At 62.5% G+C, this 19,732-nt stretch carries 22 protein-coding genes; 10 read left to right on the top strand and 12 right to left on the bottom strand.

What is annotated here, in order from left to right; translation table 11 throughout:
- The 9 genes from AC16XC_RS09510 to AC16XC_RS09550 form a co-directional block, all read right to left on the bottom strand.
- The coding region (locus tag AC16XC_RS09510; protein ID WP_484034415.1) for an MSCRAMM family protein at window positions 1–2,234 on the bottom strand (2,234 nt) is incomplete at its 3' end.
- 35 nt (window positions 2,235–2,269) lie between these two features.
- Entirely contained in the window at window positions 2,270–3,118 is an 849-nt protein-coding gene (locus tag AC16XC_RS09515) for a fimbrial biogenesis chaperone (protein ID WP_484034416.1), read from the bottom strand.
- A gap of 195 nt (window positions 3,119–3,313) precedes the next feature.
- Window positions 3,314–3,820: a DUF4402 domain-containing protein gene (locus AC16XC_RS09520; protein WP_484034417.1), complete on the bottom strand. Its 507-nt coding sequence runs from the start codon at window positions 3,818–3,820 to the stop codon at window positions 3,314–3,316.
- 208 nt (window positions 3,821–4,028) lie between these two features.
- Window positions 4,029–5,024, bottom strand: coding sequence for a ParB/RepB/Spo0J family partition protein (locus AC16XC_RS09525; protein ID WP_484034418.1), 996 nt, complete (start codon window positions 5,022–5,024; stop codon window positions 4,029–4,031).
- Window positions 5,021–5,797, bottom strand: a complete 777-nt coding sequence (locus AC16XC_RS09530; RefSeq protein ID WP_484034419.1) for a ParA family protein — start codon at window positions 5,795–5,797, stop codon at window positions 5,021–5,023. The genes AC16XC_RS09525 and AC16XC_RS09530 overlap by 4 nt, the downstream gene beginning before the upstream one ends.
- Window positions 5,794–6,432, bottom strand: coding sequence for a 16S rRNA (guanine(527)-N(7))-methyltransferase RsmG (gene rsmG, locus AC16XC_RS09535; RefSeq protein ID WP_484034420.1), 639 nt, complete (start codon window positions 6,430–6,432; stop codon window positions 5,794–5,796). The genes AC16XC_RS09530 and rsmG overlap by 4 nt, the downstream gene beginning before the upstream one ends.
- The gene (gene mnmG / locus AC16XC_RS09540; RefSeq protein WP_484034421.1) at window positions 6,429–8,285 is read right to left on the bottom strand and encodes a tRNA uridine-5-carboxymethylaminomethyl(34) synthesis enzyme MnmG; all 1,857 of its coding nucleotides are present in this window, start codon (window positions 8,283–8,285) and stop codon (window positions 6,429–6,431) included. The genes rsmG and mnmG overlap by 4 nt, the downstream gene beginning before the upstream one ends.
- 73 nt (window positions 8,286–8,358) lie before the next feature.
- Window positions 8,359–9,633: a tRNA uridine-5-carboxymethylaminomethyl(34) synthesis GTPase MnmE gene (gene mnmE, locus AC16XC_RS09545; protein WP_484034422.1), complete on the bottom strand. Its 1,275-nt coding sequence runs from the start codon at window positions 9,631–9,633 to the stop codon at window positions 8,359–8,361.
- A 46-nt stretch (window positions 9,634–9,679) separates the two neighbouring features.
- Complete coding sequence (locus AC16XC_RS09550; RefSeq protein ID WP_484034436.1) at window positions 9,680–9,970, bottom strand: DUF6489 family protein; 291 nt, start codon at window positions 9,968–9,970, stop codon at window positions 9,680–9,682.
- 146 nt (window positions 9,971–10,116) lie between these two features.
- Between AC16XC_RS09550 and AC16XC_RS09555 the strand changes: the two genes are divergently transcribed.
- On the top strand, window positions 10,117–10,815 hold the full coding sequence (locus tag AC16XC_RS09555) for a dienelactone hydrolase family protein (RefSeq protein ID WP_484034423.1): 699 nt from the start codon (window positions 10,117–10,119) through the stop codon (window positions 10,813–10,815).
- A 27-nt stretch (window positions 10,816–10,842) separates the two neighbouring features.
- Here AC16XC_RS09555 and rho read toward each other — a convergent pair whose 3' ends face one another.
- The 3 genes from rho to hemE form a co-directional block, all read right to left on the bottom strand.
- Window positions 10,843–12,099 (bottom strand): transcription termination factor Rho, encoded by a 1,257-nt coding sequence (rho, locus tag AC16XC_RS09560; RefSeq protein WP_484034424.1) that lies wholly within the window; start codon window positions 12,097–12,099, stop codon window positions 10,843–10,845.
- A 182-nt stretch (window positions 12,100–12,281) separates the two neighbouring features.
- Window positions 12,282–12,725, bottom strand: coding sequence for a CopD family protein (locus AC16XC_RS09565; protein ID WP_484034425.1), 444 nt, complete (start codon window positions 12,723–12,725; stop codon window positions 12,282–12,284).
- Window positions 12,726–12,756: 31 nt separating this feature from the next.
- Window positions 12,757–13,782 (bottom strand): uroporphyrinogen decarboxylase, encoded by a 1,026-nt coding sequence (gene hemE, locus AC16XC_RS09570; protein WP_484034426.1) that lies wholly within the window; start codon window positions 13,780–13,782, stop codon window positions 12,757–12,759.
- 325 nt (window positions 13,783–14,107) lie between these two features.
- On the opposite strand from hemE, the gene AC16XC_RS09575 reads away from it, so the two are divergent.
- From AC16XC_RS09575 to AC16XC_RS09615, 9 genes are all read left to right on the top strand, one after another.
- Window positions 14,108–14,947 (top strand): pyruvate, water dikinase regulatory protein, encoded by an 840-nt coding sequence (locus AC16XC_RS09575; RefSeq protein WP_484034427.1) that lies wholly within the window; start codon window positions 14,108–14,110, stop codon window positions 14,945–14,947.
- Window positions 14,944–15,528: a Maf family protein gene (locus AC16XC_RS09580; RefSeq protein ID WP_484034428.1), complete on the top strand. Its 585-nt coding sequence runs from the start codon at window positions 14,944–14,946 to the stop codon at window positions 15,526–15,528. The genes AC16XC_RS09575 and AC16XC_RS09580 overlap by 4 nt, the downstream gene beginning before the upstream one ends.
- On the top strand, window positions 15,525–16,385 hold the full coding sequence (gene aroE, locus AC16XC_RS09585) for a shikimate dehydrogenase (RefSeq protein WP_484034429.1): 861 nt from the start codon (window positions 15,525–15,527) through the stop codon (window positions 16,383–16,385). Before AC16XC_RS09580 ends, aroE begins: the two co-directional genes overlap by 4 nt.
- Window positions 16,382–16,987, top strand: a complete 606-nt coding sequence (gene coaE / locus AC16XC_RS09590; protein ID WP_484034430.1) for a dephospho-CoA kinase — start codon at window positions 16,382–16,384, stop codon at window positions 16,985–16,987. The genes aroE and coaE overlap by 4 nt, the downstream gene beginning before the upstream one ends.
- Before the next feature lie 48 nt (window positions 16,988–17,035).
- The gene (dnaQ, locus tag AC16XC_RS09595; protein ID WP_484034431.1) at window positions 17,036–17,719 is read left to right on the top strand and encodes a DNA polymerase III subunit epsilon; all 684 of its coding nucleotides are present in this window, start codon (window positions 17,036–17,038) and stop codon (window positions 17,717–17,719) included.
- Between the two features lie 43 nt (window positions 17,720–17,762).
- Entirely contained in the window at window positions 17,763–18,326 is a 564-nt protein-coding gene (gene hpf, locus AC16XC_RS09600) for a ribosome hibernation-promoting factor, HPF/YfiA family (RefSeq protein ID WP_484034432.1), read from the top strand.
- Between the two features lie 142 nt (window positions 18,327–18,468).
- A complete protein-coding gene (locus AC16XC_RS09605) occupies window positions 18,469–18,930 on the top strand; it encodes a PTS sugar transporter subunit IIA (protein WP_484034433.1) in 462 nt (153 codons plus the stop codon).
- Complete coding sequence (locus tag AC16XC_RS09610; protein ID WP_484034434.1) at window positions 18,890–19,402, top strand: PaaI family thioesterase; 513 nt, start codon at window positions 18,890–18,892, stop codon at window positions 19,400–19,402. The genes AC16XC_RS09605 and AC16XC_RS09610 overlap by 41 nt, the downstream gene beginning before the upstream one ends.
- 41 nt (window positions 19,403–19,443) lie before the next feature.
- On the top strand, window positions 19,444–19,732 hold a 289-nt coding region (locus AC16XC_RS09615), incomplete at its 3' end, for a DUF1491 family protein (RefSeq protein WP_484034435.1).

Genomic DNA, 19,732 nt, shown 5'->3' on the forward strand with positions numbered 1-19,732 from the left:
ACGCCGTTCTCGCCGGTGACATTCTCGCCAGCCGTGAATCCGGCTTCGACCGCGATCCCTTCGACCGGCATTTCCCCGGGCGAGCGCCGTCCATCGCCGTTCTCGTCGCGGAAGACGGTTACCGCCGTCTGGCCGGTGCGGGCAAGTTTCTCATGGCTGAAGCGAACCCCGCCCGAGATCGGATTGGGGCCCATGCTCATCGAGAGCTGCAGCCCGAAGCCGATATTGCCCTGAGTTCCCACCGTGCCATTGGCCTGGAGCGCGAATTGCTTGAACTCGCGAATATAGCCGAGGCTGAAATCGGTGCGCCCGGTCTGGCTGAAATGCTCGACTTCGGCGCGCAGGTCGGACCGTTCGGTGAGCGGGATATCCCCGGTCAGCCGCGCGGATTCGAAGCCCTTTTGCAGGCCGGACAGGCGGAACCGCGCTTCGCCCCGCAGTTTGGCTTGGCCGATCCTGGTGTTGGCAAGCAGGTTCAGCCGCATGCCGTCTTCGACACGCGGGGGCCCGTAGGGGTTCTCGGTCCACTGGTTGCTCAATGCAGCGGTAACGGACAATCCGCGGCCAACCAGCGATCCGCGAATTAACCATTCGTTAACCTTTTGGCCATCGCGATCGGTCTCCCGGCGGAATCCCGCCTGGACCGGGACGCGCAGCCGGCCGAGCTTGAGCGACGTATCGGCGCTGAAGCTGCTCTCGCTGCGAATTCTGCCCTCGATTATCTCGCTTTCGAACTCCCCATCGATCCACAAGGTCCGGAAATTGAAGTTTACCTTGCCGAGCTGTCCCAGCGCTTCCGCCTGGTAGGCCCGGCCGCGGCCGAACGACTGCGCTGCCGAAAGCTCCACGAGCATTGGCCCAACCGCGCGACGCAGGTTCATTTCCAGGATATTTCGGCGCTGGCCGTTGATCACCATGCTTTGCGCGGAGATCCCGGCCGTGGTTCGCTTGTCTATGCCGCGTTCGACGCCGACCCCCCAGCGCCAGCCGGTCAAGGGATCGACAAAATCGCTGTTGAAGGTCAGCAAGTCCTTCCCCTGCTCGATGATCGCAGCCCAGTAATGCATCTTGCCGGGCTCGATATTGGCCTGGCCGACAGGTATCGACGTCGCTTCGCGCCGAACCTGGCCTTGAGGCCCGTAGAGAACGACCTCAAGGTCGTTCTTGCCGTAAAGCAGGTCTACATCGATGAATTCATAGAACCCATCCAGGCTGCCACCCTGGAATGCGATGAGCTGACCGTTACGGTAGAGTTCCGCATCCCACCCCGAGGGCATCGCGCCCCGGATCGTGGTCTGCGAGAAACTTGCGGGACGCAGTAGCGGCTTGTTCGAGATGATCGCACCGCGCCCGCGGCCATTGCGGCCGGTCAACGCGGTCGATTCCGTCTCGACATCGCCAATTGCCACCTTGGTGGCGCCCAGGGGGCCCAGCAGGCCGCCATCGGGATCGACCCGGAAGGCGCGCAGCCTCAGGGACCCGGGTTCGCCATTCGCATTCGACGCAAAGCGCGCGTCGAAGCTCGCTCCGGCGACTTCGCCGCTGGCGAAGATCTCATAGCTGACCCTGGTCCGGGTGGACTGTCCCTGTTTGTTGAAGGCGAGATCGACCACCATGTCGACCGATGGCTGACGCCATGCCTCATACGGCAAATCCGCCTGCGGTAGCTTGGAAAGGTCGAATTCCTGCCGCTTTGGACGAAGTCGCGCCGCGCGACTTCTGCGTTCGATCGCCTGCAGGAACGGTAGCGAGGGGTCGCCCTCGAGCCTGAGGACCTGGTTGAACGGATCGGCCGTAAGCTGGATCCCGAACCAGCCGGAGAGGGTCCTGGCATCGATACACCAGCCTTCCGGCGTGTCGTAAATCTCGCCGGCTCCGAGGTCCGACACCCTGTTCACGATTTGTACCGTATTGGAGTCGCGGTCGATCGTTAGTTTCCGCTCTTCCGCGAACAGCCAGCCGGTTGCGCGGCGCGACTTCTTGTCGAGCCGGACCGGCAGGTCGAGCACCTGGATAACATCGCCGAAATCGAGGCAGGTCCCGTAATCGGTGCGATAGCCGCGCACATCGCCTTCAACCACGTAGCGGCCGGCGCGGACCTCGAACAACAGCGCGTCGTCGTCATTCGCGCTCCAGCCCCCGGCCGATTGGGCAAGGAGTCCGGATCCGGAAACGGCAAAAGCCGCCGCGATGCTCGCGACGGCGCCTTTCCCTATGATCCGGTGGATGCGCATGGCTCAGGGCCCTGGATGATTGCCGGCGCGCCGCGTCAGCCAATCATTCCTTCGACCGAGGCTAGCAACTCGCCTCCGGTTTCCGGGAGCTCGCGATATTCGAAGCGAAGATTGCCACGAAATTCAGCGGCTTGTTGGCTTGTGAGGCTCAGCGCCAGCTCGCGGCTCGCGATTTCGGGATAGATCGCAATCCCGCGGACATGGAAGATCGGCTCGGATTCGCCTGGCCGCAGGACGCGCAGCTCCCCGAACACCGATCCGTTGCCGCTGCGAGCCATATCGAGCTTGAGGAACGCGCCGCCATCGGGGCGCGGCTCGAGCCGCGGGTTGCTGATCAACGCGCTGGCGTCGACATTGCCCTTGCGGACGATGATCGGAATGCTGATCGCATAGATCGGGATGAGGCTGATCTCGATACCCTGGGCGGCGCGTTCGCTGGCCGCGGCCGAGACCGGAAGAACCTTGGGAATTCCGTTGAATGTCAGATGGATGCGGTATTCTCCATCGGGCAGGTCGGAGGCTGGCCGGGCACTCAGCCGAACCGATTGCGGCTGCCCCGGCGGGAGCACCACCCTGCGCGGGGCGAACCGGACCATTTCCAGTGCCGCGCTTTCGGTCGAGTTGATTTCGTCTGCTTCGACCTGCTCGAGATCGCCTTCGGGCGTCATCCGGCGCAATTCGGCACTGATGCGATAGGTCGCCTCTTCGTTCCCGATATTGCTCAGAATGACATTTGCGGTGCCGCGCCCGTCCATGATCACCCTGGTCGGGGCAACCAGCAGGTCGCCTTGCGCGGCCGCGGGAGCAGAAGCGAGCAGGCTGGCGGCCATAAGGCCGATCGCGGCGCTGCGCTTGAGCAAAATGGTCAGCTTGCCGAAGGACATGGACAGGCCTCTCTTGGTCTTCCGCCGACCCGCGGCGGGTTTGGGAATTTCACCTATGTCCTAGGAAATCAGGGTTAATTTACCGCTAACGATGGTCGCCTTTTGCAGGCATGGAAAAGGCCGCACCCGGATATCCGGATGCGGCCTTTCAACTCGTGTCTCCCCGCGCAGTTCGAATTGCGCGGGATCCAGCGATTACTGGTATTCGACGGTTACGTCGAAAGTGCTGGAATAATAGCCGGGTGTCTGGCCGGCATTGACGCTGAGCGTGCCGCCGACGCCGAAGGTCGCCGATCCGGTAACGCCCAGATTGACCGAGCCGGCGGTATCATCGTTAAGGCCGGAAAGCGCCATGTCGGCACCCGGGCCGGTCAAGGGCGACGCCGCGCCGATCTGGATGCTGACCACGGTATTGGCCGTGCCATCGACCTGGAAATCGGCCGGGCTCGAGGTGCCGGCAGCGCAGATCAGGTTCGCACCGCAGGTGGTGCCGCTGCCATCGGCCGCGACTGTAACCGTGTCGGCACCATTGACGGCGATCTGGCCAAAATCGAGCGAATTGAGGTTGTTGAGCGTCAGCGCCTCGAGGATATCCGCTTCGGCGGTCGCCGTTGCAGTGTCCGCGGCATGGGCGGCCGTAGCAAGACCGAACGCCGAAACAATTGCGACGCCCGCGGCGCCAATACGAAACTTGTTGAACATTGTGTTGTCCCTTCCAAGCGATACTTGCCCGCGGGGCACCCCTGTGCGACCCCGCCGAACAGGCCGAAACGCCCTATCCGTGACAGCGCTTTTAGGGTCTGGATGTTCAGGCTTTACTTGCAAAAGTGGTTAACGCCTAAACGGTTTTTCGTTAATCACGACTGCCCCGTCCAAGCATACTGGCTCCAGGCTTTCGACGAAAAATCCTTTAGATTCCGCCACCTGTAAGGCGCTGGCAAATCAGGTCCAACTGGTCGAGCGTACGATAGCGGATCGTCACCGCGCCCGATCGGGGGTCCGCATCGGTATTTATTCTTACCTGGAGGCCGAGCAATTCTTCGAGATGATTTTGCACCGCGGCGATGTCGGCATCGTCCGAGTCTTCGCGCCTCCGTGTCGTACTGGCGCCGGAGGTCTTCTCACTAGAACGCGATGCCCGGACCAGTCTTTCGACGGCGCGGACCGACAGGCCCTTGGCCACCGCCTCGAGCGCGATGGAAACCGCCTGCTCGTGACCGATCAGCGCCCGCGCATGCCCCATTGTCAGCTTGCCCTGCTCGAGCAACTCCAGGACCGCTTCGGGCAAGCCCAGCAGGCGCTGGAGGTTCGCGACATGGCTGCGCGACTTTTCGACCAGGCGAGCGATTTCAGCCTGGGCCAGCCCTTCCTGCTCGGCGAGCCGGTGATAGGCGCGGGCCTCTTCGACCGGATTGAGATCCTCGCGCTGGATGTTCTCGATCAGCGACAGGGCCATCACGTCGCGATCCGAAAGATCGCGAATTAGCGCCGGGATTTCATGGAGCTGCGCTCTTTGCGCCGCACGCCAACGGCGTTCGCCCGCGACCAGCTGGTAGCCCTCGGCAAGCGGGCGGACGATGACCGGCTGGATTACGCCGCGCGACGCAATCGAAGCCGCCAGTTCCTTCAGGGAATCTTCGTCGAAATGGCGCCGCGGCTGGTCGGGATGCGGCCGGATTTCGGCCACCGGGATGTTTGCCAACCCTTCGCCCGCATTGACCGGCTGCAACGCCCTGATCGGCACAGCGCTTTGATTTTCCGACCCTTTCGCAGCGAGCGGCTCCTCCCGCCTGGCTTCTCCCAGCAAGGCACCCAAGCCGCGCCCGAGCTTGCGCCTGGCGTCCTGCCTGGGTGCCCCCGAAAGCCGGATCGGCCCATTCCGGTTATCGTTGCCTTCGCCGCTCACGCTGCCTTCCTCCGTTCCGGAAGCCTGCCGATGAGCTCGCGCGCCAGGGCCATGTAGGCCCTGCTGCCGGCGCAGCTGTGGTCATAGACCAGCGCCGGCAATCCGTGACTTGGAGCCTCCGAAAGCCTGACATTCCGCGGAATCACCGATTCGAAAACGAGATTGCCCAGGCAATCGCGTACGTCGTCGGCGACCTGGTCGGTAAGCCGGTTGCGGCGATCGAACATCGTCAGCGCGACCCCGACAATGCCCAGATCGGGGTTGAACAGCTGCTGGACCCGTTCGACGGTCTGCAGCAGTTGCGAAAGCCCTTCGAGCGCGAAGAACTCGCATTGGAGCGGCACCAGCAGCGTATCAGCGCAGGCCAGGGCATTCAGCGTCAGCAGGCCGAGCGACGGCGGGCAGTCGATAAAGCAGACATCGTGGCCGCGATGTCCCGCCAGCGCGTCGCGCAATCGACCGGTGCGATCCTGGAAGTCGACCAATTCGACTTCGGCTCCGCTCAGATCCTGGGTTGCCGGGACGATATCGAGACCGGGGATACTGCTTGCAACCATGGCCTCTCCCAGGCCCGCCTCTCCCAAGAGAACCTCGTAGCTGGTGACTTTCCTCCGTGCAGCCTCGATTCCGAGGCCGGTCGAGGCGTTGCCCTGCGGATCGAGATCGACCAGCAGCGTCTTCCAGCCCGTAGCAGCCATCGCGGTCGCGATATTGATCGCCGTCGTCGTCTTGCCGACCCCGCCCTTCTGGTTGGCAATTGCAATGCGGATCACGCTCCTTGCCTCGCTTCCTGTCGCAAATGGCCAACAATTATTCCCGCCCCGGGTTCGGTGAGCGATCGTTCCACGTGGAACATTTTTCGCTGCGATTCGGGCAATGTGGCCAATTCTTGCGCTGCCGAGCGCCCCTTGGGCAACAGCCAATAGGTCGCCGGTGTGGAAAAGCGTGCGGAAAGATCGAGCAAACGCGGCAGCGGGGCAAAGGCTCGCGCGGAAATCACCCCTGCCGGGAAGGAATCCACCAGTTCCAGCCGCGAACCGAGGATTTGGCAATTGCCAAGACCCAGCTCGGTCCTCGCGCGCTCCAGCCAGGCGACACGTTTGCGACGGGATTCAACCAACTTCATGGATAAATCCGGCCTGATTGCGGCGATGACCAGCCCTGGAAACCCCGCTCCGGTCCCGAGATCGAGCCAATCGCCCGCTGCTTCACGTGGAACATGGGCCAGCAGTTGCAGCGAATCCGCAATATGGCGCAACCAGAGCGATTGCAGGCTGTTCGCCGCAATCAGATTCTGGTGCCGATTTTCTGCAAGCAGCAACTCGACTAGCCGCTCGAGCCTTGCGAGCCCCGCAGCGTCGCAATTGCGCGCGACAAATTTGCGCGCCTCGGCCTCGTTTGCGATCATGCGGCGCAATCTTCGCGTCGGCGGGCGTGGACCAGCAAGGCGGCAAGCGCGGCAGGCGTCACGCCCGGCACCCTGCCCGCAGCAGAGAGATTTGCCGGCCTTGCGATACTGAGCCGTTCGACCATCTCGCGCGACAGGCCGGGGATTGCCTCGAAGGGAAAATCCTCGCCCAGCGCCACGGCCTCGCTGGCGCGCAAATCGCGCAATTCCGCCTCCTGTCGGGCAAGGTATGGCGCATAGAGCGCGTCCTCTGCCAGTTCCAGACCGACGGGATCCCCGATTTCGCAGTCTTCGGGGAGCCACGCCTTAAGCGATTCAAGCTCGATTCCGCCAAAGCGAAGCCATTCGCGCAGGCTGCGCTTCCCGCCATCCTCGCGGACCGAATTGCCGGCATTTGCCAGCTCGGTCCCCGAAACCTCGCGGTCGAGCGCATCCGACCAGCGCAGCCGCGTCTCTTCGCGCTGTTCGAACCAGTTCCGGCGCTGCTGGCCCACACAACCCGCCGCAATCGCGATCGGCGTAAGCCTGGTCGTCGCGTTATTGGCCCGCAGGCGCAAGCGGTATTCGGCGCGCGCGGTGAGCATGCGGTAGGGCTCCGAGACTCCCTGCAGAGTGAGATCGTCGATCATGACCGCGATATAGCTATTGGCGCGGTCCAGCTTCGGCGCCTCGCGACCGAGGACCGCGGCGGCCGCGTGCAGGCCTGCGACCAACCCCTGCGCCGCTGCTTCCTCGTAACCGGTGGTCCCGTTGATCTGTCCGGCACAATGAAGGCCAGGAAGCGCCCGCAATTCAAGGCCAGGCGTCAGCGCCCGCGGGTCGATATAATCGTATTCGACCGCGTAACCGGGGACTTCCATCGCGACCTGTTCGAGCCCGATCATGCTTTGCAACATCTCGAGCTGGACATCGGCCGGGAGCGAGGTGCTGATCCCGTTGGGATAGACAAGATGCGTATCGAGCCCTTCGGGCTCGAGAAAGACCTGGTGCCCGTCGCGGTCTGCGAAACGATGGATCTTGTCTTCGATCGAGGGACAATAGCGCGGCCCCGCCGCGCCGATTGCCCCGGTGAACAGCGGCGAACGATCGAGGTTCGCGCGGATGACGTCATGGGTGCGCTCGTTTGTCCTGGTGATTGCGCAAAAAAGCTGCGGATTGGCCTGGATCTGCGTGAGCGGCGACATGGTCCAGCGATCGCCGTCGGAGCTTTGCTGCTCCAGCCGCGACCAGTCGATTGTCCGACCATCGAGCCGCGGCGGGGTCCCCGTCTTGAGCCGCGCCATCGGCAATTCCGCCGCGCGCAATTGCGTGGCAAGCCGTTGGGCCGAAGCCTCGCCGATCCGCCCGCCCACGATCCGCTCTTCGCCGCGAAACAGGGTTCCACCGAGGAAGGTTCCGGTGCACAGAACCACCGCCCGCGCTGAAAGGCAGCTTCCGTCGCCAAGCACCAGACCGGCCACCCTGCCCTGCTCGATAACGAGTTCGGTAGCCTCGCCAGCGACCAGTTCGAGATTGGCCTGCGCGCCAATCATCGCCTGGACCGCTGCCTTGAACAGCTTGCGGTCGGCTTGGACCCGCGGACCCCAGACCGCGCTTCCTTTCGAGCGGTTGAGCATGCGGTAATGGATCGCGGCCGCATCGGCGGCCCGGCCGATGAGCCCGTCAAAGGCATCGACTTCGCGCACGAGGTGCCCCTTGCCAAGCCCGCCGATCGCCGGGTTGCAGCTCATCGCACCGATCGCGGAGAGGTCGAAGCTTACCAGCGCGGTGCGCGCGCCCATGCGCGCCGCCACCGCAGCCGCCTCGCAACCGGCATGCCCGCCGCCCACAACCACGATATCGAAATCATGCATGGCGAGCGCCGTTATACCGCCGCGCGATTCCGGTCAAAACCTATGATTGTTCCACGTGGAACATCATGCTGCCCTACTTCCCGATGCAGAAGCGCCCGAACAGTGCATCGAGCATGTCTTCGGTCGATGCGCGCCCGATCAGTCGGTCGAAGGCAATCCGTGCCTGGCGCAGCTGTTCCGCAACCAGCAGGAGGTCCTGCGCTTCATCCACTTCGGCCAGCGCGGCAGCGACATCGCCCAGCAAATCGCGCTGCCGCAGATTCAGCGCCGTCTCGCCCGGCCTGGGCATGCTCTGGCGCGCGCGTTCGACAAGTGCATGCTTCAGACCCGGCATTCCCTCTCCGGTCAATGCGGAAACGCGGAAATCCGGCGAAATCTTGCACCGCCGGTCCTCCAAATCGATCTGCGGCTCGATCTCCCAGCACTCCGGCGGCCCCTCACCTTCCTCGCCAAGCCACAGCACCAGGTCGGCGCGCTCCAACTCGCCGCGGGCCTTCGAAATGCCGATTTCCTCAATCGCGTCGGAGCCGGCCTCGCGCAATCCGGCGGTATCGACGAAACTGAACGGAATTCCGGCGATCGCCACCGGGCGGACCAGCACATCGCGCGTGGTTCCGGCGATCGGAGTCGCGATTGCCGCTTCGCTCTCGACCAAGACGTTGAAAAGTGTAGATTTTCCCGAATTGGGCGGACCGGCCAGCACGACCCTGAACCCCTCGCGCAGGATCTCGGCCCGCGGCGCGTCCAGCCAGGCCCGGATTTCCTGCTCCAAGCCCTTGATTTGACTCAGGAATTCAGCCGGAAGCGGCGCGACGTCATCCTCGTCGTCGAAATCGAGCGCTGCTTCGAGTTGCGCCGAGAGGGCAAGCACCAGATTTCGCCACTCTGCCGCCTGCTTCGAAAGCGCCCCGCCGGCCATGGCAACGGCTGAACGCCGCTGGAGTTCGGTCTCGGCCGCAAGCAGGTCGGCGAGTCCTTCGGCCTCGGCCAAGTCGATCAGGCCATTGGCAAAGGCGCGGCGTGTGAACTCGCCCGCTTCGGCGCGGCGCAGCCCGGCAATCCCGGCCAGGGCCTGTTCGACCGCGGCAATGACCGCCCTTCCGCCGTGGAGGTGCAGTTCCGCCAGGTCCTCGCCGGTGGCCGTTGCCGGCCCGGGAAACCACAACACCAGGGCCCGATCGAGCATTTCGCCATTCTCGCCGCGCAGAGTCCGCAATCTGGCCTGGCGCGGACGCGGCAAACCGCCTGCAAGCTCGACCAGCGCAGCGCCGGCTTGCGGCCCGCTGATCCGCAGCACTGCGATTGCCGCAGGCGGCTGCCCGCTCGACAATGCAAAAATGGTGTCCATTGGTTTGTGCCGCTAGCGCATCGCGCGCATTGCGTCAGGCGCGAAGTCAATCTTCGTCGAAATCGTAATCGAAATCTTCTTCCCGCTTGCGTTTGCCCTTTGCACCTTCGGTGAAGGCCTGGCTGTTCTCCATGAAGTTCTGGAACATCTTGAGCCCGATTTGCCCCATCGGCGCCAGCTGCCGGGCAAACTCCTGCAGTTGGTCCGCATTGGTCGCGCCTTTCATCGCCTTGGCGATGCTGTCGACATAGGCTTCGTTGGCCTTTTCGACATCGGGGAGACCCATGAAACGGCGAGCTTCCTCGGGCGAACATTCGACTTCGACATGGACCTTCATTTCGGGAACTCCGGGATACGGCAACGCCAATACTGCCCTAACTGGGTATTACGCCCGCGCGCTGCAAGCGCTGTCATACGTAGTTGGCAAAGTCCATTGTCAGGCCATAGGCTCGGCCAAGGTGATTCCTGCGAAAGGAGTGCGGCATGTCCACCAATATTTCCGTTCCCGCCATGGAAGGCGACGGCGCAATTCCCTGTTTCCGCGTAAAGCCTCGGGGCGATCCGCGCGCCGCCATCATCGTCATTCCCGAAATCTTCGGTGTGAATCCGGGTATCGTGAAGAAATGCGAGGATTGGGCGGCGCTGGGTTATCTTGCGCTGGCACCCGACATCTTCTGGCGCTTCGCACCGGGGAGCGAGCTCGATCCCGAGATCGAAGGAGAGTTCGACCAGGCGATCGCCAATATGCAGAAATTCGACGCCGATCTCGGCGTGAAGGATATCGAGGCGCTCATCCGCCATTGCCGGACAGAGGAAGGGGTCGCGAAAGTCGGCGTGGTCGGTTTCTGCCTCGGCGGACGGATGGCCTTTATGGCGGCCGCGCGGACCGATGTTGATGCCAGCGTCGGCTATTATGGCGTCATGATCGACCAGATGCTGCGCGAGGCCCACGCGATCGCCAACCCGCTGATGCTGCATATCCCGACCGCCGACCATTTCGTGGGGCCGGAAGCGCAGGCCGCGATTCACGAAGCGCTCGATCCGCACCCCAGGGTGACCCTGTACGATTACGAGGGGCTCGATCACGGCTTTGCCGCGACTTCGGGAGGCCGGCGCGACGAGGAGGGTGCACAGCTAGCCGACCAGCGGACGAGGGAGTTTTTCTCCGAGAACCTAGGGTAGCTCCACCCTGCGGGAGGAGCCGACCGATTACTGATTCATCGTCGCGAAGAAGTCCTCGTTGGTCTTGGAATCCTTCATCTTGTCGAGCAGGAATTCCATCGCATCGACTGTGCCCATCTGCATCAGGATCCGGCGCAACACCCACATCTTGGAAAGCTTGTCCTTGTCGACCAGCAACTCTTCCTTGCGGGTGCCGCTCTTGCCGACATCGAGCGAGGGGAAGATGCGCTTGTCGGCCACCTTGCGGTCGAGCACGATTTCCGAATTGCCAGTGCCCTTGAACTCCTCGAAGATCACTTCGTCCATCCGGCTGCCGGTATCGATCAGCGCGGTGGCGATGATCGAGAGCGAGCCGCCTTCCTCGATATTGCGGGCCGCGCCGAAGAAGCGCTTGGGACGTTGCAGGGCATTGGCGTCAACACCGCCGGTCAGCACCTTGCCCGAGCTCGGCACCACGGTGTTGTAGGCGCGGCCGAGCCTAGTGATCGAGTCGAGCAGGATCACGACATCCTTCTTGTGCTCGACCAGGCGCTTGGCCTTCTCGATAACCATCTCGGCAACCTGCACATGGCGCGAGGCGGGCTCATCGAAGGTCGAGGAAATCACCTCGCCCTTCACGCTGCGCTGCATGTCGGTCACTTCCTCGGGCCGCTCATCGACCAGGAGAACGATCAGGAACACTTCGGGGTGGTTGTCGGTGATCGCCTTAGCGATGTTCTGCAACAACACCGTCTTGCCGGTCCGCGGCGGAGCCACGATCAGCGCGCGCTGGCCCTTGCCCTGCGGCGCGATCAGGTCGATCACGCGGGCAGACTTGTCCTTCACCGTCGGATCGAGCGTATCGAGATTGAGCCGTTCGTCGGGATAGAGCGGAGTAAGGTTATCGAAATTGGTCCGGTGACGGACCGCTTCGGGATCGTCGAAATTGACGCTGGTCAGCTTGGTCAGCGCAAAATAGCGTTCGCCATCCCTGGGCGCGCGGATTTCGCCTTCGACCGTGTCGCCAGTGCGCAGGCCCCATTTGCGAACCTGGTTGGGCGAAACATAAATGTCGTCGGGCCCGGCGAGGTAATTGGCTTCAGGGCTGCGCAGGAAGCCGAAACCGTCCTGCAAAACCTCGATCGTGCCCTGGCCGACGATTTCCTCGCCGTCTTCGGCGACTTCCTTGAGGATCGCGAACATCAGATCCTGACGACGCATCGTCGATGCGCCTTCGACCTCGTATTCTTCGGCCATTTCGACCAGTTCGGCCGGCGTCCTCTGTTTCAGTTCTTTCAAATGCATTGTCTGTGTTTCCGTCTGGAATCTTGGGATGCCGGCAGGTCGATGGGCTTGGAGAAAGCAGACCTTTGCCACCTGGAGCGGTGGCCTGAGCCGGAATGGTTGGGGATGTAGGCCGCGCGCGACCTCCCGTCAATTCGAATTGGCAGTGGCCGCCTGCCACCCCGGCGCGATTCCGCGACGGACTAAAAAGGCTTGATCACTACCAGGATAACGATGATCGCCGCAGCAACGCCTGGGATTTCATTGAGCATGCGCAGGTTCTTGCCGCTGACCGCCCGCTGACCGAGAGCCAGCTTCTTCGCATATCCGGCCAGCCAGCCATGATAAGCCGACAATCCCAGGACCACGGCCAGCTTTGCGTGAAACCAGCCCTGGTTGAAAGCGCCGACGTGATAGGCCAGCAGCAAGCCGACGGCCCAGACCACGATGATCGAAGGCGTCATGATGATCTTCAGGAGTTTGCGTTCGCGCTCGATCCAGACCCCGTTTTCGGAAGAGTCTTCTGGGCATTCCTGATGGTAGATGAAATAGCGCGGGAGCATGAACAATCCCGCCATCCAGAAGATCACGAAGATGATATGGGCTGCCTTGAGCCAATAGAATATCATCGCGAGAACGTCCTGCATGGCGCAGCTATAGAGACTTCCATGGCCGATTTCATCCCCGCCAGTTGCGCACGATGGCGATCAACTCTTCGACATGCTCGATCGGCGTTTCCTTGTCGATTCCGTGCCCGAGATTGAAGATATGCGGCCGGCCCGAAAAGGCCTCGAGCAAGTGGTGCGCCTGGTGTTCGAGTTCGAGCCCGCCCGAGATCAACAGGAGCGGATCGAGATTGCCTTGGACCGGCATCGCCTCGGGCAAGCTCCTCGCGGCCCACAGCGGATCGATCGTTTCGTCGATTCCCATCGCATCGACTCCGGTCTCGCCGGCATAAGCGGAAAGCTTCTCGCCTGCGCCCTTGGGAAAGCCGATAATCGGGAGATCGGGAAACTGCCGCTTCACCGCCTCGACGATTCTGGCGTTGGGCATGATCACCCAACGCTCGAATTCGGCCGAGGCAAGGCTTCCGGCCCAGCTGTCAAACAGCTGCACTGCTTCCGCTCCGGCCTCGACCTGCCCGCACAGATAGTCGACCGTCACCGCGACGATCGCGTCGATGATCGCCTGGAACGCACCGCGGTCGCGATAGGCTAACTGCCGCGTCACCTGCTGGTCGCGGCTGCCTTCGCCGGCGACCATATAGGTTGCGACCGTCCACGGGCTGCCGGCGAAACCGAGCAGGGTCGTGTCGCTGTCGAGCTGATTCCGGACAAGCCTGACCGTCTCATAAATCGGCGTCAGGCGACCAGGCGAAGCGCTCAGCGCATCGAGCGCGGTATCGACCAGCCGGGGCGACAGGCAGGGGCCTTCTCCGGCCGTGAATACAAGATCCTGGCCCATCGCATAGGGAACGATCAGGATATCCGAAAACAGGATCGCCCCGTCGAACCCGAAGCGGCGGATCGGCTGGAGCGTGATCTCGGCAGCCGCCTCGGGATCATAGACCAGTTCGAGAAATCCGCCCTTCCGCGCACGCAGCTCGCGATATTCCGGAAGGTAACGGCCAGCCTGACGCATAAGCCAGATCGGGGTCCGATCGGTTCTGCCACCTTGCAGGACATCGAGGAGAAGGCCGGGCATAACGCGAGAGTCCAATCAAACGAAATATATATTTATATAGAATTGTTGGACTCTGTTGGTCCTGTGGAAAGCGGGGATTGCGCGCCCTTGCCCGAATTCTCCCGTGATGAACAGGCCATTTGACCAGTCGACTCGCGACTAAATGGCGTCAAGCAGACTCTGTCCCCGCAATCCCCAGCCTGTCGAAATCACTGCCAGCCTGTCCAAATCCGACACGCAGCAAGACTCGCTGCGGTGAGGGATTTCGCTGCCGAGCTTGTCCGCCGGTTGCTCCCGTGGTTTATGCCGGTGATTGTCCACATGCCCCAAGGCACCGAATTGCCCGATGACCCGGCTTCACCTCCACCTCCTGTCTGACTCGACCGGCGAGACCCTGGAAATGATCGCCAAGGCAGCATTGGCGCAGTTCGAGGGAGCGGACGTGATCCGCCATTTCTGGCCGATGGTCCGTTCGCAGCAACATCTTGACCGCATTCTCGGTGAGATAGCGGCCCATCCCGGGCTGGTGCTGTTCACCCTGGTCAATCCCGAAATCCGGCGCAGGCTGGTAGAGCATTGCCGCGCACTTGGCCTGCCCGCGGTCGATGCGCTCGATGCGGTCACCGAGGCGCTCGAGAGCCAGCTCGGCCAGGCAGCGGTCGGCCGCCCCGGCCGTCAGCACGCAATGGATGAAGCCTATTTCGGCAGGGTCGATGCAATCCATTACACCATCGCCCATGACGATGGAGTATTATGGGAGGACTGGGAAGAAGCCGACATTGTCCTGGCGGGGGTGTCCCGGACATCCAAGACCCCGACCAGTATCTATCTTGCCAACCGCGGTTACAAGGTGGCCAATGTCCCGTTGGTGATCGAGAGCCCGCCGCATGCCTCGCTGTTCGGACTGCGGCACCCGCTGATCGTGGGGCTGACAACCGCACCCAAGCGGCTGGTCCAGATCCGCCGCAACCGGCTCCTGTCGCTCAACGAAGCGACCGAGACCTCCTATGTCGACGAGGATCGGGTCGAGAAGGAGGTCCTGTTTGCCCGAAGGTTGTTCGCCGACAATGGCTGGCCGGTGATCGACGTGACAAGGCGATCGATCGAAGAGACTGCGGCAGCGGTGATCCGGCTGATCGGCGAGCGGGAAGCGAGCGCCGGCCCGCTTCCGGGCGCTGCCGCATGATCGTGCTTGCTTCCGGCAGCGCGTCGCGCAAGGCGATGCTCGAGGCGGCAGGGGTTCCCTTCGAAGTCATTCGCCCCGGTATCGACGAGCGGGCACTTGAAGCCGAATTGGACGATCCCGACCCGATGAAGGCGTGCGTGGCGTTGGCCGAAGCCAAGGCCAGGGCGGTTTCCGAAGCCCTCCCGGGCAGGCTGGTACTCGGCGGCGATTCGCTGGTCACGGTTGAGGGGCGGCGGTTCGACAAGCCGGAAACGCGCGCCCAGGCAACAGACCATTTGCGCTTCTTCTCGGGCAGGCGAATGGAACTCCACAGTGCAGCGGTTCTGGTCCGCGATGGCGAACGGCAATGGTATAACCACGCCTCCGCCGGATTGCTCGTGCGTGACCTGACCGACGCCTTCATCGAGAAATACCTCCAGGCGGAGTGGCCGGCAGTTTCTGGCTGTGTCGGTGTCTTCCGGATCGAAGGGCGTGGCGTGCAGCTCTTCACGGCGATCGAGGGCGACCAGTTCACCGTGCTCGGCATGCCCCTGCTCGCCGTGCTGGATGCCTTGCGCGATTTCGGGGAACTGCCGTCATGAGCCGACCTTATGCCGAAGTAATCGGCGATCCAATCGCGCAATCGAAATCGCCCGCGATCCATAATTACTGGATCGGAAAGCTCGGGCTCGATGCCGAATACCTCGCCTGCCATGTGACAAGCGAGGGACTGGCAGATTATCTTGCAGAGCGCCGCGCCGATCCAGACTGGCGCGGCTGCAATGTCACCATGCCGCACAAGCAGGCCGTCATGCCGCTGCTCGACCGGCTCGACCCCCTGGCCGAAGCGATCGGGGCGGTGAACACGATTGTCCGGCAGGATACCGGCGCGCTCGCAGGCTTCAACACCGATGCCGACGGCTTCCTCGAACCATTGAGGCGGGATCTGGCAACAAGGCACCTGTTCCGGATGGCGCGGATAATTGGCACTGGCGGAGCGGCGCGCGCGATCATCGCGGCCCTGGCCGGGCAGGGAGTAACGCTTGTGGTGGCCGGCCGCGATCCGGACAAGGCAAGAGCGCTCCTCGACGAGCTCGATCCTGCGGGAGAGCACCATGTCGCCCCGCTCGATCATTTTTCGGAGCCGACAAATTTCGAGTTCGATCACCGGGAAGGCTGTCTCGACCTGATCGTCAACGCCAGCCTGCTGGGCATGCAGGGACAGCCGGCACTTGCATTCGATCTATCGCACGTTCCTCCCGGCAGCGTGGTCTACGATATCGTCACCTCGCCGCTCGAAACCGAATTGCTCAAATCCGCGCGCGCTGCGGGACTCCGCACTATCGACGGGCTCTCGATGCTGATCGGGCAGGCGGCGCTGGCATTCGAGAAATTCTTTGGGGTCGCTCCACCGCGCGAAGACGGGGACGAGGAGTTGAGGAGGCTGTTGACGTCATGATCGAAGCGGGCAAGGCCGGACCCCGCGTCATCGGGCTCACGGGCTCGATCGGCATGGGCAAGTCGACCGTCGCGCAGATTTTCGACGAGCTGGGCGTCCCGACCTTCAATGCCGATGGCGAGGTCCATACGATGCAGGGCCCCGGCGGGAGCTTGGTCCCCGCGATCGAGGAGGCATTCCCCGGTACCACCGGGCCAGACGGCGTCGACCGCAAGCAGCTGGCGGAAATTGTCTTCGGCGATCCCGCCCAACTCAGGAAACTCGAAGCAATCGTGCATCCCGCGGTTCGCGCCGCGCGGCGGGCATTCCTCGACGCCAAGCGGGACGAGAAGCTGATCGTGTTCGATATCCCCCTGCTGTTCGAGACCGGGCAGGCCAAGGATGTCGATATCGTGGTGGTGGTTTCGGCACCGCCCGAAGTCCAGCGTGAACGCGTGCTTGCCCGGCCCGACATGACCGAGGAGCGGTTCGAGGAAATCCTGCGCCTCCAGCTCCCCGACGCCGAGAAGCGTGCCCGCGCCGATTTCGTGATCGAGAATGGAGGTTCGCTCGAGGACACACGCAGGGCGGTGGCGGAACTGGTCGCGAAATTGCGCGGCTGAGCGTGCAGGCCCTTGCCAGCGGCGCGCGGCGGTCCGATATTGGTTAGGATGAGAGAAATCGTCTTCGATACCGAAACCACCGGTCTCGACCCCTCGCAGGGCGACAGGATGGTGGAAATGGGCTGCATCGAGATGATCAACCGGGTGGCGACTGGCCGCACTTTTCACGCCTATTTCAATCCCGACCGGCCGATGCCGGCGGAGGCGCAGGCGGTCCATGGCCTGTCCGACTCATTCCTGGCGGAAAAGCCGCGTTTTGCCGAAATCGTTGCTGATTTGCTCGAATTCCTGGGCGACGCGCCGCTCGTGGCGCACAACGCAGCGTTCGACTTCGGGTTCCTCAACGCAGAATTGGCAATTTGCGGGTTCGGACCGGTCGACGAGTCCCGGATGATCGATACGTTGGCGCTCGCCCGCCGCCGCCATCCCGGAGCCAAGCTCTCGCTCGATGCATTGTGTACCCGCTATGGCATCGACCGCAGCCACAGGACGCTCCACGGCGCACTGCTCGACGCCGAATTGCTGGCGCAAGTCTATGTCGAATTGACCGGCGGCCGCCAGATCGGCCTCCAGCTTGCGGCAAATTCGGTCGAGGATACCATTGAACTCAGGAAGGCCCCGTCTAGGGATCGGGTATTCCGCGAGGCGCGGCCGCATGCGGCGAGCGCCGGGGAACTGGCGCGGCACTGCGCATTCCTCGAAAAAATGGAAGCCCCCATTTGGAGAAGCTGAACGATTTTTCTGCCCAGTGCAGTTTGCAGGAGTAAATTCGATCATGGATATCAGGGTGTCCGGCCACCAACTCGACACAGGTTCGGCTCTGCAGGAACATGCCGCGGACAGGCTCAATACGATCGTCGAGAAGTATTTCAGTCGCGCGCTTTCATCCCAAGTAACGTTCGGCAAGGCGCCGACCCATGCCTTCGCCTGCGACATCGTGCTCCATGTGATGCATGGGTTGATCATGAAAGCGCATGCCGAGGCGCATGACGTTCACCAAGCCTTCGATGCCGCGGTCGACAAGATCGACAAGCAGTTGAGGCGCTACAAGCGCCGCTTGAAGGACCGCCACGAACAATCCGCCCATGCCGCGAAGGAAGAAGAGGCCGCCTATACGGTTTTTGCGGCAGAGGAACCCGAAGCCGAAGTGGAGAGCGATGCTCCGCTGGTAATTGCGGAAACGCGGACCGACATCCCAGTCACCACCGTCTCGGACGCGGTCATGCTGCTCGACCTTCGGCACACCAATGCGCTATTCTTCAAAAACGCTGGAACTGGCCGACATAATATGGTCTATCGCCGCGACGATGGCTCGATCGGCTGGGTCGAACCTTCCTGAACCGGGCGCGGCGAGGCTCCGCATTTTGCCTGACAAAACACTCAAGCTTCTGAAAAAAGGTAGCAATTTTGCGGTCAAAGGTGGCGTATTTGCCGAAATGGTATAGGCTGGACACCGTTGGACTGATTCGCGACTGATCAAGATGAACGTCAATTATTCCCTCAAACCCGAGGCCGTGGCGACGATAAAAGCTGCCACAAAGCGGGACATTTTCGAACAGCTCGCCGAACGCTTCGAGCAGGTCTACGGACTTGACCGGACAATGGTTCTCGAACGGCTCGACGAACGCGAGAAGCTCGGCAGCACGGGATTCGGACGCGGGGTCGCCATTCCGCATGCGCGCGTCTACGGCACCCGCCGCCCGGTGGCGGTGCTGTTGCGGCTTGAAGAACCGGTAGATTTCGCCGCGGCCGATGGGATGCCTGTCGACATCGTATTCGGCCTCGTCTCGCCGGAAAATGCAGGCGTTGCCCATCTCCACGCCCTCGCATCAATTTCACGCGCCATGCGCGACGAGCGCATTCACGAGGCCCTTTCGGACGCGCGCGACGAAGAAACGCTTTATGCGCTTCTCTCCAACGCCTCGGACCGAAGCGCTGCCTGACACTGCCGAAATCGCCGAAGAGGCCGGCGCCGCGCCGCATTACCGTGCGCTCGAAAGCCTTTATGCCTCGGCTCCGATCAATTCGCTCTTTCGATCCCGGCTCGAGATTACCGGACGCGGAACGGCGCGCATTTCATTCGATGTGGGCGAGGAAGTCCACCACGCGGCCGGGGCTGCCCACGGCACGATCTATTTCAAGATGCTCGACGATGCGGCCTTTTATGCCGCGAACAGCCTGGTTTCAGATCGCTTCCTCCTGACCACCGGCTTCAACCTGCATTTCACCGGGCCGATCCGGAGGGGCGGGCTGGTTGCCGAGGGCCGTTGGGTCAGCGGAAAGCGCAGGGTATTCGTCGCCGAAGCGCACCTGGTCGACGAACATGGAGAGGAAGTCGGGCGCGGCACGGGCACATTCATGCGTTCGCACATCCCGCTTTCAGGCCTGCCAGGCTATGTCGTTCCCTCGGTTTGACGATGGAAGCGAGGATACCGGCGCATCTCGAAATTGCCGGCATGATCCGTGCCGCGGAGGAACAAGGCGGCTTCGCTACGGTTATCGAAAAAGGTGAACGCGACGCTGGCACGATCCTCGTAATATGTTGCGAAAATGGCACAAATTGCCGCCTCTACGAGCGCATGCCGCAGCTTGACGGGGGCCGCAAGTGGACGCTCTCTAAGGTGCAAGATACTGAAAACCCGTTGGAATTTTCTGAATACTGCGCGAAGCGAAAGCACCAGGATCAGGATGTCTGGATTATCGAGCTCGACCTCAAAAATGCTGAACGCCTGCTTCCGGGTCGTT

The organism is Candidatus Andeanibacterium sp. (assembly GCF_057143545.1).

Excerpts from the sequence above, each read along its gene's own strand:
- AC16XC_RS09515 (WP_484034416.1), bottom strand. The coding sequence starts at position 3,118 with ATGTCCTTCGGCAAGCTGACCATTTTGCTCAAGCGCAGCGCCGCGATC.
- AC16XC_RS09520 (WP_484034417.1), bottom strand. The coding sequence starts at position 3,820 with ATGTTCAACAAGTTTCGTATTGGCGCCGCGGGCGTCGCAATTGTTTCG.
- rsmG (WP_484034420.1), bottom strand. The coding sequence starts at position 6,432 with ATGATCGCAAACGAGGCCGAGGCGCGCAAATTTGTCGCGCGCAATTGC.
- mnmG (WP_484034421.1), bottom strand. The coding sequence starts at position 8,285 with ATGCATGATTTCGATATCGTGGTTGTGGGCGGCGGGCATGCCGGTTGC.
- mnmE (WP_484034422.1), bottom strand. The coding sequence starts at position 9,633 with ATGGACACCATTTTTGCATTGTCGAGCGGGCAGCCGCCTGCGGCAATC.
- AC16XC_RS09550 (WP_484034436.1), bottom strand. The coding sequence starts at position 9,970 with ATGAAGGTCCATGTCGAAGTCGAATGTTCGCCCGAGGAAGCTCGCCGT.
- AC16XC_RS09555 (WP_484034423.1), top strand. The coding sequence starts at position 10,117 with ATGTCCACCAATATTTCCGTTCCCGCCATGGAAGGCGACGGCGCAATT.
- rho (WP_484034424.1), bottom strand. The coding sequence starts at position 12,099 with ATGCATTTGAAAGAACTGAAACAGAGGACGCCGGCCGAACTGGTCGAA.
- AC16XC_RS09565 (WP_484034425.1), bottom strand. The coding sequence starts at position 12,725 with ATGCAGGACGTTCTCGCGATGATATTCTATTGGCTCAAGGCAGCCCAT.
- hemE (WP_484034426.1), bottom strand. The coding sequence starts at position 13,782 with ATGCCCGGCCTTCTCCTCGATGTCCTGCAAGGTGGCAGAACCGATCGG.
- AC16XC_RS09575 (WP_484034427.1), top strand. The coding sequence starts at position 14,108 with ATGACCCGGCTTCACCTCCACCTCCTGTCTGACTCGACCGGCGAGACC.
- AC16XC_RS09580 (WP_484034428.1), top strand. The coding sequence starts at position 14,944 with ATGATCGTGCTTGCTTCCGGCAGCGCGTCGCGCAAGGCGATGCTCGAG.
- aroE (WP_484034429.1), top strand. The coding sequence starts at position 15,525 with ATGAGCCGACCTTATGCCGAAGTAATCGGCGATCCAATCGCGCAATCG.
- coaE (WP_484034430.1), top strand. The coding sequence starts at position 16,382 with ATGATCGAAGCGGGCAAGGCCGGACCCCGCGTCATCGGGCTCACGGGC.
- dnaQ (WP_484034431.1), top strand. The coding sequence starts at position 17,036 with ATGAGAGAAATCGTCTTCGATACCGAAACCACCGGTCTCGACCCCTCG.
- hpf (WP_484034432.1), top strand. The coding sequence starts at position 17,763 with ATGGATATCAGGGTGTCCGGCCACCAACTCGACACAGGTTCGGCTCTG.
- AC16XC_RS09605 (WP_484034433.1), top strand. The coding sequence starts at position 18,469 with ATGAACGTCAATTATTCCCTCAAACCCGAGGCCGTGGCGACGATAAAA.
- AC16XC_RS09610 (WP_484034434.1), top strand. The coding sequence starts at position 18,890 with ATGCGCTTCTCTCCAACGCCTCGGACCGAAGCGCTGCCTGACACTGCC.